This is a genomic window from Streptomyces griseus, from assembly GCF_900460065.1.
GTDB lineage: Bacteria > Actinomycetota > Actinomycetes > Streptomycetales > Streptomycetaceae > Streptomyces > Streptomyces griseus.
In genome coordinates this window covers 65060-80167 of record NZ_UAVD01000057.1, presented here as the reverse complement: position 1 = coordinate 80167, position 15108 = coordinate 65060, and the positions used below count along the sequence as shown (strand labels likewise).

Annotated in this window: 11 protein-coding genes and 2 pseudogenes; 7 read left to right on the top strand and 6 right to left on the bottom strand. The window is 69.5% G+C overall.

Annotated elements, in window-relative coordinates; all coding sequences use genetic code 11:
* The first annotated feature begins 1 nt into the window (after nucleotide 1).
* A complete protein-coding gene (locus tag DTB53_RS35665) occupies nucleotides 2–3358 on the top strand; it encodes an ATP-binding protein (RefSeq protein WP_012382360.1) in 3357 nt (1118 codons plus the stop codon).
* A 269-nt stretch (nucleotides 3359–3627) separates the two neighbouring features.
* Here DTB53_RS35665 and DTB53_RS38080 read toward each other — a convergent pair.
* The 4 genes and pseudogenes from DTB53_RS38080 to DTB53_RS35635 form a co-directional block, all read right to left on the bottom strand.
* Nucleotides 3628–3876 (bottom strand): annotated as a pseudogene (locus DTB53_RS38080) (integrase core domain-containing protein); the annotation flags it as partial.
* Nucleotides 3877–4132: 256 nt separating this feature from the next.
* Complete coding sequence (locus DTB53_RS35650) at nucleotides 4133–4864, bottom strand: restriction endonuclease (protein ID WP_236586262.1); 732 nt, start codon at nucleotides 4862–4864, stop codon at nucleotides 4133–4135.
* A gap of 16 nt (nucleotides 4865–4880) precedes the next feature.
* A pseudogene (locus DTB53_RS35645) lies at nucleotides 4881–5091 on the bottom strand (hypothetical protein).
* Nucleotides 5092–5555: 464 nt separating this feature from the next.
* The gene (locus tag DTB53_RS35635) at nucleotides 5556–6842 is read right to left on the bottom strand and encodes an MFS transporter (protein WP_012382358.1); all 1287 of its coding nucleotides are present in this window, start codon (nucleotides 6840–6842) and stop codon (nucleotides 5556–5558) included.
* A gap of 88 nt (nucleotides 6843–6930) precedes the next feature.
* Between DTB53_RS35635 and DTB53_RS35630 the strand changes: the two genes are divergently transcribed.
* Nucleotides 6931–7398: a winged helix-turn-helix transcriptional regulator gene (locus DTB53_RS35630; RefSeq protein WP_012382357.1), complete on the top strand. Its 468-nt coding sequence runs from the start codon at nucleotides 6931–6933 to the stop codon at nucleotides 7396–7398.
* Nucleotides 7399–7962: 564 nt separating this feature from the next.
* On the opposite strand, the gene DTB53_RS35620 is transcribed toward DTB53_RS35630, so the two are convergent.
* A complete protein-coding gene (locus DTB53_RS35620; protein ID WP_042498967.1) occupies nucleotides 7963–8394 on the bottom strand; it encodes an ATP-binding protein in 432 nt (143 codons plus the stop codon).
* A gap of 1064 nt (nucleotides 8395–9458) precedes the next feature.
* Between DTB53_RS35620 and DTB53_RS35615 the strand changes: the two genes are divergently transcribed.
* Nucleotides 9459–10673, top strand: a complete 1215-nt coding sequence (locus DTB53_RS35615; protein ID WP_012382354.1) for a S8 family peptidase — start codon at nucleotides 9459–9461, stop codon at nucleotides 10671–10673.
* Between the two features lie 473 nt (nucleotides 10674–11146).
* Here DTB53_RS35615 and DTB53_RS37800 read toward each other — a convergent pair whose 3' ends face one another.
* Entirely contained in the window at nucleotides 11147–11407 is a 261-nt protein-coding gene (locus DTB53_RS37800; protein ID WP_075025187.1) for a CGNR zinc finger domain-containing protein, read from the bottom strand.
* 294 nt (nucleotides 11408–11701) lie between these two features.
* Between DTB53_RS37800 and DTB53_RS38075 the strand changes: the two genes are divergently transcribed.
* From DTB53_RS38075 to DTB53_RS35590, 4 genes are read left to right on the top strand one after another with little or no spacing between them, the layout of a single operon-like run.
* Nucleotides 11702–12151 carry an AzlD domain-containing protein gene (locus DTB53_RS38075; protein ID WP_079139657.1) on the top strand — a complete coding sequence of 150 codons (450 nt, stop codon included), beginning with the start codon at nucleotides 11702–11704 and terminating at the stop codon, nucleotides 12149–12151.
* Nucleotides 12133–13104: an ABC transporter ATP-binding protein gene (locus tag DTB53_RS35600; RefSeq protein ID WP_012382353.1), complete on the top strand. Its 972-nt coding sequence runs from the start codon at nucleotides 12133–12135 to the stop codon at nucleotides 13102–13104. Before DTB53_RS38075 ends, DTB53_RS35600 begins: the two co-directional genes overlap by 19 nt.
* Complete coding sequence (locus DTB53_RS35595) at nucleotides 13101–13940, top strand: ABC transporter permease (RefSeq protein WP_012382352.1); 840 nt, start codon at nucleotides 13101–13103, stop codon at nucleotides 13938–13940. Before DTB53_RS35600 ends, DTB53_RS35595 begins: the two co-directional genes overlap by 4 nt.
* A gap of 6 nt (nucleotides 13941–13946) precedes the next feature.
* A complete protein-coding gene (locus tag DTB53_RS35590) occupies nucleotides 13947–14747 on the top strand; it encodes an ABC transporter permease (RefSeq protein ID WP_012382351.1) in 801 nt (266 codons plus the stop codon).
* Nucleotides 14748–15108: the final 361 nt, after the last annotated feature.

Genomic DNA, 15108 nt, shown 5'->3' with positions numbered 1-15108 from the left:
TATGGACCCGCTCGCCCTGGTCGACATACGGGCCGGCACGGAATCAGTGCAGCAGAGCTACGGCTCGGGCTATCTACTGGGGCCACGACTGGTGCTGACTGCCCGTCATGTGGTGTTTCGCAAGGGCCGTGTGCTGCCGCGCATCTCGGTGCGGATCGGCTCTCCGGGTGGGGCAGAAAAGCCGCTGCGTCGACGGGCGCGGCTGTGCTGGCCCACGGTCGATGCCAGTGCCGGTGCACAAACGGCAGCGGACTCGGATACCGACCAGCCCGAGAGCACGGGCGTGGGCTCGGTACGCAACAGGCGTGATGTCGCGGGCCTTGAGAGCGACAGAGGGTTCGACGGCGCTCTCGATGTGGCACTGCTGAGTCTGACCGAGCCGGTGCCCTGCGCGGGAGAAGTGCGCTGGGGTCGGCCGATCGGTACCCGCCGCCCGGCTTACGAGGGCTTGGGATTCCCGCTGCTTGCGGAGGACGAGAACGGCCGGCGCGAGGTCGAACAGCTGGGTGGAACCCTGCCGCCGTTGGCCACGGGTCCCCTGAATACGGTGGTGCTGGACCAGAAGACGGCCCCGCGTTCGCGCCGCCACGGCGTGCGGGCGTGGGCCGGGGCGTCCGGCACCGCTGTCTTCTGCAGGGACGGCGCGGGGCGGCATCTACTCGTCGGGGTGGTGGTCGAGGATGTCGGCGAATTCGAGAACCGGCGCCTGCTGGCCGCGCCGGTCTGGCGGTTCTGCACCAGCCTCCGCTTCGCGGAGCTTGTGGAGGAGCACACCGGGCATCCCCCCGTGGTCGAGCCCGTGGAACTGGCGGGCTCGCTGGACTGTCGCCTGACGCCACTCACGGCACGCACACCCGGCTCCCTGCTCGCGGGGGCGGCCGAGACCGTCGCCTTCCGCGGCAGGTTGGAGGAGCTGGCCGCGCTGGCGGCATGGCGGGACGGCAGCGATCCGGCGGTGTCGGTGGTACTGGTCACCGGAGAAGGCGGCGCGGGCAAGAGCCGCTTGGCCCGCGAGTTCTTGCGGCAGAGCCGGGCGTCGGGTTGGGCGGTCGGCCTGGCCGAAGAGGCGCGTCCGGTGGACGACCGTCCGGGCCGACGGGTACCGGACGAGAAGGAGCAGGAGAAGCGGGCACGCCGTCTGGTGGATCGGCTCGGCGACTGCACCGTCCCGGCACTCGTGGCCACCGACTACGCCGAGGCGCACCCCGTGTTCGCCGACACTCTGATCAGCGGCCTGGCCGACGCATCTCGGCAGCTGCCGAGGCGGGTGCTGCTGCTGGCGAGATCCGAAGGCGTCTGGTGGCGGAATCTGGAGGAAGAACTCGGTTCGGCAGCAAGCCTGTTGCCTCTGGGATCACTCAGCACCGGGACCGCGGCACGGCGCGCGACCTACATCTCCTCGGTCACCTGGCTGGCCCGCGGTCTTCAGGAGCTGCCCGAGCCGGTGGTGGGGCGAAGGCCTCCGACGGACTGGCGGGACCTCGCTCGCCGCCTCGCCGCCGCACCACCCGCACTGGACGGCACGGCAGGGAACGCACTGACGCTCCAGATGACCGCGCTGCTGGACCTGATGCAGACAGCGGCGGGTACCGGACCAGTCCCGGACAGTACCCCGGAACAGCGGTTGGCCGAGCACGAACGCGGCTACCTGCACCGCAGCGCCGCAGCGAGAGGGCTCCTCGCCGACAACGCACTGGCCGATGCCACCGCCACTGACCGGGCCCGCCGCAGGCGACAGGGCTTGCGCGCGCTCGACCGTTCCCTGGCCGCCGCGATCCTCCTCGGTCCCTGCGACGCGGAAACCACTCGCCAGATCGGCGCCCTCGCCGACCAACGGCACTCGGAGGACGTCGCGGACTGGCTGGCCTCCCTCTATCCGGCACCGGCCGACCAACCTCTGGCCTTGGGCCAAGTCCAGCCCGATCGACTGGCCGAGTACCTATTGGGCGGCATCCTCACCGAGACGCACAGCAGCAGGACGACGGACGCGACCGAGACCGGCGGAATCCCGGAGAAACGGGTGCATGCCGACCTGCTCCCCAGCATCGCACCTCTCGTGAGAACCCTGGACGCAGCTCAGACAGCACTGTTCGCCCTGGCCCGGACGGCAGTCCACGAACCGTTCCGGATGGTGCTGGACCAGGAGATCCGACGGCTGATCGCCGACCACCCCGACCCCTTCGCCGCCGCCGCGCCCCTCCTCGCCACGGTGCCGGATCACCGGGCCGCCCTGCTGGACGGGCTGCGTGACCTGGCCGCCCGCGACCCCGCGGCCCTGAGCATCCAGAGCTGGCGTGCCAATGACAGCCTGCCCGATGGGCCGGTCAGCCTTGCCTTCTTCAGCGCTTCCGTGGCCAGCGTGCTGTCCGGACTCTTCGCCGACCTCGCCGAACGGGACGGTGCCTACCTGCCCTCCTTGGTCAACGCACTGAGCAACGAGGGGGTCCGCCTCTCCGAGGTGGGACGCCTCGATGAAGCGTTGGCCGTTTCAGAGAGGGCGCTCACGCACTACCGGGACATCGTCGACCGGGGCGGGATGGGCGTTCGTCCCGATCTCGTGAGTGTGGTGAACAACCACGCCGTGCGGCTGGCGGAGGCCGGGCGCCTGCGAGAGGCCCTGGAGGTGTCCGACGAGGGCGTGCGACTGAGCAGAGAGCTGAACCGGGACGGCGACGCCTACCTTCCGGAGCTCGCCGTGGCGCTGAACAACCATGCTGTGCGCCTGGCCGAGAACGACCTTCAGGAACAGGCAATGGAGGCATCCGAAGAGGTCCTGGGGTACTACCGGGAACTGGTGGCCCGCAGCCGGAGCATCTACCTCCCGGGCCTCGCCAGTGCGCTGAACAACCATGCACTGCGTTTTGCGGAGAACGATGACGACGAGGGGGCGTTGCCGCTGTCGGAGGAGGCCCTGGGGCACTACAGGGAACTGGTGCTCCGCAGCCGGAACACCTACCTCCCGGACCTCGCCATGGCGCTGAACAACCATGCTGTGCGTCTTGTGGAGAACGCTCGTCCTGAGGAGGCGCGACCACTTACGCATCAGGCTGTTGTGCTGGCCCGGGAGCTGAGTGAGTCAATTCCGGGGGCTCACCTTCACGACCTGGCACAGAGCCTGGTCGTCAGTGGATACGCGAGCGTGGAGGCCGGGGACTTTCGCGGGGCCGTCGCGCCGCTGGTGGAGGCCAAAGCACTCTTGTCACGGTTACCGATCCCGGACAGGGCCCTCGACGACATGGCCACCGGGTTTCTGCGCGCCGCATTCGCCGCCGCCCCCTCCGGCGTGAGTGAGGAGTTCCGCGCTGTGGCCGGAGAAGAGGTGCCCGAGTGGATGCGGCAGTCGGCGGAGCACGACTGACCTTGATCCGCTTTGACAGACATCCTCGGTGCAGTGGTCAGCCCACGAGTGCGGTCGCTGTCGCCGACAGTTTTTGACGCTGCTCGCTCCCACAGCACGGAGACGACACGGTCTGGCGGAGAGCCCCAGTATCGTTCACTGCTTCGCGTCTCCGGGCCGACGTGAGCCAACCCGGGTCTCGCGGAGTCCGGTGATGTTGCTTCAGGCGACTGCGGGGGCTGCTCCTGGCTTCGCCGGAAGGCTTCCTCGTACTCGTCGGGCGGCACGTGGTCGAGCGCGGAGTGAAGACGATCTTCGTTGTACCGGGTGATCCGTTGGAGGGTCGCCCGCTCGACCTGGTCGACGTCCTTCCAGGGGCTCCGCATCTCGATGAGCTCGGGCTTGAAGGTGCCGTTCGGGGCCTCGCCCATCGCGTTGTCATACGCGTCCGCAACCGACCCAACACAGGCAAGGCGCCCTCGGGCGCCGGGTCTACGACGGACTGGAAAGCCTCCTCGCGGATACCGATACCTACCCACCGGTCACCAAACTGCCGACGTACAAGGCCCTGTGCCGGCGGTACGGCGTTGCTCAGACAGTTGTGGGGGCCGCCATGGAGGCCCTCGCGTCCCAGGAGCGTGTGTGGATCCACCCCCACTTGGCACCTTCGTGCTCGGCGAGAGGTATGAGCCGGCCCCGGGATAGCGCGACGCCCCATCCGAGGTCCTGGTCCTGCCGGGCGGTGCGCGGGTTGACCAGCGAACCGCTCGGCACAGGCCCGTGACGGTGGACGCTCTACCGTCCTTTGCGGGGCGGAGGAATCTTCGGCAGGAGCTCCCACAAAGGGCGCCCTCCGCCGGCCCAGGTCGCCAGGGTGCGCCGGTCGGCGAGGTGCATGTGCAGCTGCTGGGCCAGGGGCGCGCAGCGGGTGGAGAAGCGTCCGTTGGTGACGACCAGGACGATGTCGGCGCCGTAGAGCTGGCGGGCGGTGCCGTTGACGCGCTGGAGGTCGGGGGTGCCGACCGGGGAGCCGCGGTCTCCGTCGCGGCGGTGCTTTACCTGGATGACCCAGGAGCGGCCCAGCGGGTCGGTGGCCAGGACGTCGGCGCCGTTGTCGCCCGCCCCGCCGATCTGCCGGGCGTCGGTGCATCCGTCGCGGCGCATCAGGTCGCGGATCGCGTACTCGAAGTCTCGGTGGTGCAGGGCGTCCAGCTGTGGGAGCCCGTACCGCAGCGCTTGCTGCCGTACCCGGTCCCATGCCTGCTGCTGGCGGTACCGGTGGACCCACACTGTCCCGACGACGGCGGCGAGTGCCCCGATTATGACAAGAGCCCACCAGTTCACCAGCAGCCAGGAGACGACCGCCCAGACCAGGGCGAGGCCCGCGGCGGCGGCTAATCCGAGTAGCAGCAGTTGGTTGTCGCGGTGCTGCTGCCGGCGTGAGCGGCGGCGCCTCAACGGGGTGGTGCGGCGTGCGGGGTGGCGTGCTGCGGGCCTGCGGCGAGGTGGTGGGCGGCGGTTGGCCATCGGGCGCGCTCCGGTTTCAGCGGGAGGAGTTGGTGACGCCGGAGGCGAGCTGGCCCAGGAAGTCGCCGATGCCCTCCCCCCAGCGGGGTCGGGGCGATGACGACGCCGAGAGCGAGCACGATGATCACGGTCAGCTTCTCGTCGTTCCGGCTCCGGGCCTCGGTGCGGCGGCGTAACCGCAGCAGGACGATGACGGCGAGCAGCACTCCTACGTTGATGGTCAGCATCCCGCCCCGCCCCTGGATCACCCTCGGTCCCGTTCCGACCCCCTTATGTATCCGCAACCTGCACCGTTGTGCCTGGCAGTTGCCGGATGATGACGCAAAGCGACTGGTTGGCCGGATCCGCCACGAGGAGAGTTGTCCTCGGTCGTGCCCGAGAGGCTCGCCGCCGTGAGCGACGATCGCCACCAGCAACTGACCGCGTATGACCGGGCGGTGGGGATTGTCGGCTCCACCTACCCGGAGATCTTTCGTGACGAGCGCGGGTCCCGCGAGCTCGCGGGACGCCGGCTGGCTCGGCACGCCACCAGCGACCGGACTGCCGCCAGAGGCCGGGCCTGTCGCTTCACGCCTGGACCGGCAAAGGCGTAAAGGGGGGGCCTACCGCCGAAGTTTTCCGGCATGTCCTGGCGGGACCAGAGGGTGGTGCATCGTCATGGCGTAGGAGTGGGGTGCCGGGCGGCCGGGGACTAGGGTCCCGATTCTGGCGCGGTGCGGGGACGGCCTGCTGGTGGGCGGTGTGTCCCTGACCCAGGTGGCGTTGCAGGTGCCCCAGGGTGACCGCAGGTCTTCGGCGCCCCGGCCACGGCCTTGGGTGCACCGGGGAACCCGCCCCTGCCAGCCACCCAGGCGACCAGGGCGCAGACGGCGAATCCGGCTCCGAGGATGCTCGATCCGGTCCATCCGTAGGAAGTGAAGACGGAGGTGGTGGCGGCTGCACCAAGGGCAGAGCCGAGAGAGTAGAAGACCATGTAGCCGCCGATAGCGCTGCTGGCGCGCCCCACATACGTACTGGTGAGCAGGTGCTGGTTGCTCACGTGCACGACCTGCACCGCGAAGTCGAGCACCATGACACCGACGATGAGTAGCCACAGGGACCAGGGCAGCTGGGCGATCGCGGCCCAGGAGACGATGAGCAGGGCCAGCGCGAAGCCCGCCATCGGAACCGCCCGTCCCGTGTCGGCCCAGCGTCCCGCGCGTGCCGCGCCCAGCGAGCCCGCGAGTCCAGCGACACCGAGCATGCCGACCTGGCTCTCACCGAAGTGCCAGGGTGCATCCGTCAGCGGCAGCGACAGCCCGCTCCACAGCGTCCCGAAGGACGCGAACAGAAAGAACGCGATGAGGCCGCGCGTCAGGAAGATCCTCTCCCCGAACAGCGCGCCGAACGCAACGACAACCTGCCGGTAGCCTGCGGGCCGACTGGACCGCTCGTCCGAGGGCAGAGCCCGCAGAACGAGGACAGCGAGCCCGAGTGCCAGCACGCCGAGCGCCGCGTAGACGCTCCGCCAGCCCCACTGCTCGGCAAACACTCCGGTGACGACCCGAGCGCCGAGGATGCCCACCACCACGCCTGAGGTCACGACCCCGATGTTCCGTCCGCGCTCAACGGGCGGCGAGACCGATGCCGCGTATGCCACCGCAGTCTGCACCACGACCGCGAACATCCCAGCCAGCGCAAGTCCCGCGAAGGCCAACCACGAGGTTGAAGCCACCGAGGTCAGAAGCAGGCCGGCGGCCGTTGCGACGAGGTGCCCCGCGATAAGCCGGCGCCTGTTGGTGACCAGATCGCCGAGCGGGACCAGCAGCACCAGCCCGACCAGGTAGCCGAGCTGGCCGATCGAGACAATCAACCCCAGCTGTCCCGCCGGGACGCCGAGGCTGTCCCCCATCGGCGCGAGCACCGGCTGCGCGGCGTAAACGCTCGCCACCGCGACACCGCACACGACCGCAAGCAGCAACCGTCGCCAAACGTCCATCTCATCCCATCAAAAATAAGTAGCAAAGTGAAACCAATTTGACGATAGGGCATCATGGTCTCAATCTGCAACTCATTCAGGAGGTGTCATGCCGCGCTCCTCCGCCGGCGCCGAGAACCACGCCTGGACCGATCCCGACTGCCCCGTCGCCCGCACGCTTGACCTTGTCGGCGACCGCTGGAGCCTCCTGGTCGTCCGGGACGCGATGGACGGCGCCCGTTCCTTCACCGAGTTCCAGCGACGCACCGGCATCGCCCGCAACATCCTGAGCGACCGCCTGCGAAAGCTCTGCGATCACGGGCTCCTGGCCCAGCAGACCGCGCCCACAGGCCGCCGCCTGGAGTACGTGCTCACCGAAAGCGGCCGCGACCTCTTCCCCGCGCTCCTGACCCTGCGCCAGTGGGGAGAGCGCCATGCCTTCGATCCCGGCGAGCCCCACTCCACCCTGGTCGACGAGCACGGCGCCCGCGTCCCGGACTTCACGCCGACCGGGGTCGATGGCGCCCCCCTCACAGCCGACTCCACCCATGTGCGAAAGACCGGCAGAGACCGATGACGGGTTCGTGAAGTGACCGTCAGCGCCTGTGTCGGCGCGCGCGAAGCGACAGCGCAGGACCGGCCGGTTCAGAGCCCGCAACCAAGGGCCGGACAGTCCCCACCCGGATGCCACGAGCGCGCGCGTACGCCGCCATGTGCGCGAAGGCGTCCCGGCCGCTGGACGGAGAGCCGACCCAGACCGCCAGCAGCCTGCCGCAGTCGCTGACGAGTTGCACTCCGCGCTCACACAGGCGTCCCGGGCCAGCGGATCGAAGGGCAGCATCCGTATCCTCGGCCAGCGCCAGCAGCCGCCCCCACCCCGCTCAGGCACTCCCACACCCGCCCCCGACCAGAGCCCACGTGTCCGGGGTCAGATCGGCGCGCCCCCCTGCCGTGACCTCCGCCCGCTCGCTACTTCACCAAGCGGCGCGCGGGTCATCCAGCGGTTGCGACCACTGCTCGCGACCGAGAGCCCCGGACCGTCCCTGATGAAACGTCAAGGTTCGCGCTTCGTGGCGACGTACGGGGAGGGCCCCCGGGCCCCCGGGCCTGATGTCGGCGTGTGGCGCCGGTACGCAACCGGTCAGTCGGCACCGTCAGGGCTGAGAGCTTGATCCGGCGCGGGGTACCCGGGCGGGACGAAGCAGGCCGTCACCGTCTTGCCGTCGCGCTGCGGATGGTGCTCCCACCCGTCGGACAGCGCCTGGACGATCGCGAGGCCTCGTCCCCCGGTCGCGTCGAGGCCCCGGTCGGATGGAACCGGCGGCTCCGGACTGGAGTCATGAACACTCACGTGCAAACAGGCGCTGTCCCAGGTCAGAACGAGCTGGGCATCGCTACGAGCGTGCTTGTGCGCGTTCGTGATGAGCTCGGTCACGGCCAGAAGCACCGAATCCACCACATCGGGGGCACTCTTCGCCCACTCCAGCGAATCGAGATGCCCCCGAACCCACCGACGCCCCGCCCGCACCCCCTGGGACATCGGGAAGGACTGCGCCCAGCCCACCGCCCTCATCTCAGAATCGGCCACATCCACACCTCTCCATCCGCTCACCGAAAAATCCAGAACCGAATCGTGGCCCTCCGCCCCTTCTACCCGCCCCCGCCGACTTGACGTCCAAACCGGCACCGGACCACATACAGAAACAGCACCGGCCGCGGCTACGACCACGATGAAAACACCAGAAAGTAGAACAAAGCCGCCGTACCCGATAAGAGTGAACATTTCTGTACCACCATCGACGACGAAGAATCCAGCGCGTTCGTACACGACCACACCGTCACACAGGACAGGCCACTGGCAGCAGGCATGCACAGCACGGACCAGAGGACAAGAAACAGGCAAAGCGAGGACTGGACGGGGCGAGGCCGGGGAGCACGGGAAACGAAGCAGGAGGGGAAGGGCGGAGATCCGGGGCAGACGACCGTCCGCGTCCTCGCCCTGGCACGCGGAACGGCAGGACAGCGGGCGACGGAGAGGAGACGAGGGGCCGACAGGGAGGCGAGTGGCGGGGTCGGGGACCCTGGGCGAGAGCCAGAAGACCAGGCGCGGGGCGGCGGGAGGGGCGGGAGGGGTGAGGGTGGCTCGCGGGGCGGGGAGCGGACTCGTGAACCGCGGCGCACCCCCCGGGACCGTCGCAGCGCCGCACCCCTCCGCAACCTGCGACACCTCTCGAGGGAAGACCCACCCCTCACGCCAAACCCGGAACCCTGCCACACCGCCCGCGACGCCAACGCCCCCGCTTCCAGGCCCCGTGCACCGGTGGCCTGACGACCGGTTCCGCCCCCGCTTGTCGCACACCTCGGGCAGCGCGCGACGATCGGTCACGGCCCCGCGCCTCGACCCGCCACCCGGCGGCCGGACGAGACCGCTGTGGACACGACATGACACCCTTGTTGCCTTACGTATAGGGACAGTTGACGGAGCGTCAATACCGTGACGCGTGGATGACATCCCCCTGCCCGTGCTTGCCCGTCCGGGACGCACCACGGCAACGTCGTACCCGGCACACGGAACCCCGTCGGCCATATCCCCGACGCGTGAACCTCCGACGCGTCACTGTTCGAGGAGACCTCTTCATGACAGCAGCGCGCACTACCAGGCGACGCATCGCCGGCGCGGTGGCCGCGGCCACCACACTGGCACTCGCGGTCGGCGCAGGTGCGGCCTTACCGGCACAGGCGGCTCCCGCACCCGAGGGCAGAGTCCTGCACGCCGGTGCGGCCGGGGCGATTCCCGGCAGCTACATCGTCACCCTCAAGGAGACAGCCGGCCTCCGCGCGTCCGCGGCTCAGGGCAAGAAGCTCATAGCGGGCTACGGCGGCCGGATCGAACGCACCTACACCTCGGCGCTCAACGGATACGCCGCCGAGCTCAGCAGCACCGGCGCCAAGCGGCTCGCCGCCGACCCCGCGGTCGCCTCCGTCGAGCAGAACCAGAAGGTCCACGCGACCGCCACCCAGACCAACGCGCCCTGGGGCCTCGACCGGATCGACCAGCCGAACCTGCCGCTGAACGGCACGTTCACCTACCCGGACTCGGCCGGCGCCAACACCACGGTCTACGTTCTGGACACCGGCGTACGCATCACACACCAGGACATCGCCGGCCGGGCGTCCAACGGCTACGACTTCGTCGACAACGACAACGTCGCACAGGACGGCAACGGCCACGGGACCCACGTCGCCACGACCGCCGCCGGTACCGTCTACGGCGTCGCCAAGAAGGCCAAGATCGTCGCTGTGCGGGTCCTCAACAACAGCGGTTCCGGCACCACCGCCGGTGTCATCGCCGGTGTCGACTGGATCACCGCCAACCACGTCGCCTCCTCCGTCGCCAACGTCTCGCTCGGCGGCGGCCCCAGCACCGCCCTGGACAACGCCGTACGCCAGTCGATCGCCTCCGGCGTGATCTACTCGATCGCGGCCGGCAATTCGAACGCACCCGCCTCCGGCTTCTCCCCCGCCCGCGTGGAGACCGCGCTCACCGTCGGCGCCACCACCAGGACCGACGCCCGCGCCACCTACTCCAACCACGGCCCCCTCGTGGACCTCTTCGCACCGGGATCCGACATCACCGCCGGCTGGGCGACCTCGGACACCGCCACCTACACCGGCAACGGAACGTCCTTCGCCGCCCCGCATGTCGCCGGCGCAGCCGCCGTCTACCTCACGAACCACCCGGGTTCCTCACCCGCAGCCGTGGGCACGGCCCTCGTGAACGGTGCGACCTCCAACGTCCTCACCGGCGTCGGAACAGGCTCTCCGAACAAGCTCCTCAGGCTCATCCCGTAACCACGGGAACAACCCGACACGGCAACCGACGGCCGGGCACGGACACGGCAACCCCGTGTCCGTGCCCGGCCCGAGCCGTTCCGCGTCCGTGTCCGGGACACGGCCGAAACGTCGAGCACTCCGGCCCGCGGCCCTCCAGACCCGTGAAGACCAGCCCCCGATACCAGCCAGCACACCCCAACCTGCCCCGCCCTGCCCCACCCGTCTCGGTCAGCGGGGCAGCACGGTGGACCACGAAGGCCTCCTGGTCTCGGTGGAGATGTCACCGCACCGGACCCGGAAGCCCTCACCCGTATCAAGAACCCAGCACGCGTGTCACCAACGTCCCGAGACAACACACGGAGCAGGTCGCCCAGTTGTCCCCGATCTCCGTCGCAGACGTCCACGAGCGGACTGAGCGCCGCCGGGCCGGGGACATCCGGGTGTGCCGGGTGTCCCCGAAAGCGAATGAGTCCCGGTGGCCTTCGCGCGGGCTACCCGCGCTGCCGGGTACGGGCATAGTGACGCCTGGCACGGTCCCGGTTCCCCCAGTCCCGCGAGCTGCACCAGCGCCGGGATCCACTGCGGGAGCGGTCAACGAAGAACCAGCCGCATCCGGGGCCCGCACAGCGCCGGATCCGCCCAAGACCGTCCCCGCCCAGCAACTCGTCCGCCCGCAGCGCCAGCACATCGCGCAGACGGTCGAGCCGGTCCGTGCCGTGCTCCCAGCGCAGGGGGAAAACAGGGGGCAGCACGGCGCGCTCCCGCCGCCAGCACCAGAGACCGGCGCAACGCCTCCCATTCCACGGCAGGCAGCTCCTCACCGTCGACGAGGGCGTCCAACAGGGGCCAGAGTGTGGCGCGCAGGTCTCGGAGGGCCACCACCACCGTTCCCGGGGCTGCGGGGTCGCCCCATCCGGACCCACCCGGCACGCAGTGGCCGAGGAAACAGACGTAGCGGTAGCGGCCGAACCCACCGAAGCGGCCGGGCGGGCCGAACCGCCCGAAGGAGTTCTGCGCTCCGCCCAGTTCGACGAAGAGGCCGCACCATGACCCTCTGGCTCACCATCGCCGCCGTCGCCGCCCTCAGCTTCGCCTGCAAAGCCTTGGGCCCCGCCGTCCTCGGCGGGCGAACACCACCCCCACGGGCACAGGCCATGATCGCCCTCACCGCCCCGGCCCTGCTCGCCGGCTTCATCGTCGTATCCGTGCTGGGCCCCCGATGGACCTCTTGGGACCCCACGATGATCGCCGGACTCGCAGTGGTTCCGCTGCTTCTGCGGCATCGGGCCCCGCTCCCCGTGGCCCTGGCCGCGGCGGTCGCCGTGACGGCGGCTCTGCGCATCTGGGTGTGGAAGCGCACGGAGCCATCCACCCGGCCGGCAGCGGACAACATAAATGATTGGACTAGACCAAGAAGCCGTGTGCAGACTCTCAGACCTCGCCCGTCAGGGCCCGGCCCCCTCCAGGAGAGGCACACATGCCCGTCATCGAGGTAGCAGACCTCGTCAAGGAGTTCAGCCGACCCAAACAGCAGGAGGGCGCCTTCGCCGGCATCCGCACCCTGCTGACACGTGAGCAGACCGTCAAACGGGCGGTCGACGGCGTGAACTTCACCGTCCAGCGGGGTGAGATGGTCGGCTATCTCGGGCCCAACGGTGCGGGTAAGTCCACCACCATCAAGATGCTCACCGGCATCCTCGTACCCACATCCGGCACCGTCACGGTCGCCGGCACCACCCCCTGGCGGGACCGCTCCCGCAACGCCCGCCGAATAGGCGTGGTCTTCGGCCAGCGCAGCCAGCTCTGGTGGGACCTGCCACTGCGCGACTCGCTCTGGCTGATCAGCCGTCTCTACGACGTACCGCAGGCCCGGTTCCGCGAGAAGCAGCGGCAGTTCAGCGAAGTGCTCGACCTCGGTCCGTTCCTCGACACCCCCGTCCGCCAGCTCTCCCTGGGCCAGAGGATGCGCGGCGACCTCGCCGCCGCGATGCTCTACGACCCGGACATCCTCTACCTGGACGAGCCGACCGTCGGGCTCGACGTCATCGCCAAGGAGCGCATACGCACCTTCGTCGGGGAGCTGAACCGCACCTCGGGGACCACGGTCATCCTCACCACCCACGACCTCGACGACGTCGAGGAACTCTGCGACCGGATCATCCTCATCGACCACGGCAAAGTCGCCTACGACGGCGCCGTCGACGAGCTGAAGACCCGTTACGCCCCGCACCGCGAACTCGTGGTGCAGACCGACGGGCTGGAGAGCGTCGAGGGCGCGGAAGTCGTCCGCCGAGAAGGCGGAAAGGTGTGGCTGCGCTTCGACCCCGTACGGACACCACCCGCGGACCTGGTGGCCGCGGTGCTGGCGCAGCACCGGGTGACCGATCTGTCGATCGTGGAACCCGAACTGGAGAGCGTCATCCACCGGATCTACGCGGACCGCGGATGAGCGCCCTCATGGCGGACGCCGCCGCGAAGCAGCCCGTCGTGACGCTGCTGCGGGCTCATCTCGCCTGTGCCCGGATGGAGTTCCGCGCCGCCCTCACCTACCGCACGGCCTATCTGTCGTCCTTCGCCATGATGCTCCTCCAGATCTGGTTGCTGACGGTGGTGTGGAAGGCCCTGTACGACGGCCGCGAGGAGGTGGACGGACTCGGCCTCACCACCATGACGGCGTACGCGACGCTGACGACGCTCCAGTACCACCTCGTCAGCCCGTGGCGGTCCTCCCCCATCGACCAGCGGGTACGGGAGGGGAAGGTCGCCGTGGACCTGCTGCGGCCCGTCGGCTTCCCGGGGCAGATGCTCGCCGGCCAGCTCGGGTGGGCATCAGCCGCGGTCCCGGTCCTGCTGGTGGCGCTGCCGTTCGCCCTGCTCATCGGCGCGGGCCAGGCGCCCGCCTCGACGGCCGCGGGGTTCGCCTACCCGGTGGCGCTGATCGGCGCGCTGCTCGTGAACCAGCTGCTCGGGCTGCTGCTCGGCATGGTCTCCTTCTGGACCCTGGAGGTGAGCGGCGCCCTGATGGCCTACCGGTTCGTCGCGCAGTTCTTCTCCGGTGCCCTGGTCCCGTTGTGGTTCATGCCCGGACCGATCAGAGCAGCGGCGGAATGGCTGCCGTTCCAGGCCACCGCGTACACCCCGGCGGCCGTCTACCTGGGCCAGGTGGAGGGGGTCGGTATCGCGGCCGCCCTCGGGGTCCAGCTCGCGTGGATCGCCGCCCTCGGAACACTGGCCTCGTTCGTCTGGTCGCGCGCCCGGCGCCGCGTCCTGTCACAGGGGGGATGAACAACCATGCGAGGCCCACGTGTCTATCTGCTGCTGGCCGGTGCGGCGTTCCGCGCCGAGTTCCAGTACCGGGGCAACCTGTTCATCAACATCATCGGCGGCCTGTTCTACCAGGGCGTCGGACTGGCCTTCATCTGGGCGGTGCTGGACCGTTTCGGGCAGGTCGGCGGCTGGGGACTGGGAGAGATCGCCTTCCTCTACGGTATGAGGCTCACCGCCCACGGCCTGTGGGTGCTCCCCGGTCACCAGCTGATCCACGTCGACGAGGTCGTCATCGAGGGCGAGTACGACCGCTATCTCGTCCGACCGGTGTCACCACTGGTCCAGCTCCTCACGCGAAGGGTGCGGCTGAGCTCGCTCGGCGACCTGGCGGGCGGATCGGCTCTGTTGGTCATCGCCTCGGCCTCAGCGCCGGTCGACTGGTCGCCGGGAGCCGTCTGCTTCCTCCTGCTCGCGGTGGTGGGCGGCGCGCTGGTCGAGGGTTCCCTGCAACTGGCGGCCTCCGCACTGGTCTTCAGGATGAAGAGGGTCTCCCCCATCAAGTTCGCCATCGACATGATCTTCAGCGACTTCGGCAACTACCCGCTGAAGATCTTCGGCCCGGTGGCCGGCTTCGCCCTGACTTTCGTCTTCCCGCTCGCCTTCGTCGCGTATCTGCCGGCGACGGTGCTCATGGACCGGGGCGAAGAACTCGCCGTGCCGGAATGGCTCGCCTGGGGTGCTCCGGGCATCGGGGTCGTCCTCATGTACGCGGCGTACCGCTTCTGGGAGCGGCAATCCCGCTACTACGAGAGCAGCGGGCACTGAGTCGGTCGCCTGGGCCACTCATCCTCCTTCTCACGGCTCGACGATGACGAACGTTCTCTGACGCGAAAGCCGGGCCGGCCCGCGGACGGGGGCTCAGCGACGGCGGCGACGCGGCGGGCGTTCGTCCGGAGGGTCCGTTGAGCGGCAGCATCGTGCCTACCGGACCGGTGACCACTGTCACCGGTCCGGTGCTTCCTTCGGTGCCCGCCACCAGGCTCCCGTCCCGTCCTGTCACGTCCTGACCCGTCCGACAAGTGCCGTTCTCATCGTGGACTGCGTCTTGGTGCCTCGCCCGCCGGAGACGCCCGATGGCGTCGCGGCGCACCATGATGCGGGCGTCGGTCTCGAAGCCCCACCTCGT

Coding starts and splice junctions, on each gene's coding strand:
- DTB53_RS35595 (WP_012382352.1), top strand. CDS start 13,101: ATGAGCGCCCTCATGGCGGACGCCGCCGCGAAGCAGCCCGTCGTGACG.
- DTB53_RS38075 (WP_079139657.1), top strand. CDS start 11,702: ATGACCCTCTGGCTCACCATCGCCGCCGTCGCCGCCCTCAGCTTCGCC.
- DTB53_RS35590 (WP_012382351.1), top strand. CDS start 13,947: ATGCGAGGCCCACGTGTCTATCTGCTGCTGGCCGGTGCGGCGTTCCGC.
- DTB53_RS35630 (WP_012382357.1), top strand. CDS start 6,931: ATGCCGCGCTCCTCCGCCGGCGCCGAGAACCACGCCTGGACCGATCCC.
- DTB53_RS35650 (WP_236586262.1), bottom strand. CDS start 4,864: ATGGCCAACCGCCGCCCACCACCTCGCCGCAGGCCCGCAGCACGCCAC.
- DTB53_RS35620 (WP_042498967.1), bottom strand. CDS start 8,394: ATGAGGGCGGTGGGCTGGGCGCAGTCCTTCCCGATGTCCCAGGGGGTG.
- DTB53_RS35635 (WP_012382358.1), bottom strand. CDS start 6,842: ATGGACGTTTGGCGACGGTTGCTGCTTGCGGTCGTGTGCGGTGTCGCG.
- DTB53_RS35600 (WP_012382353.1), top strand. CDS start 12,133: ATGCCCGTCATCGAGGTAGCAGACCTCGTCAAGGAGTTCAGCCGACCC.
- DTB53_RS35665 (WP_012382360.1), top strand. CDS start 2: ATGGACCCGCTCGCCCTGGTCGACATACGGGCCGGCACGGAATCAGTG.
- DTB53_RS35615 (WP_012382354.1), top strand. CDS start 9,459: ATGACAGCAGCGCGCACTACCAGGCGACGCATCGCCGGCGCGGTGGCC.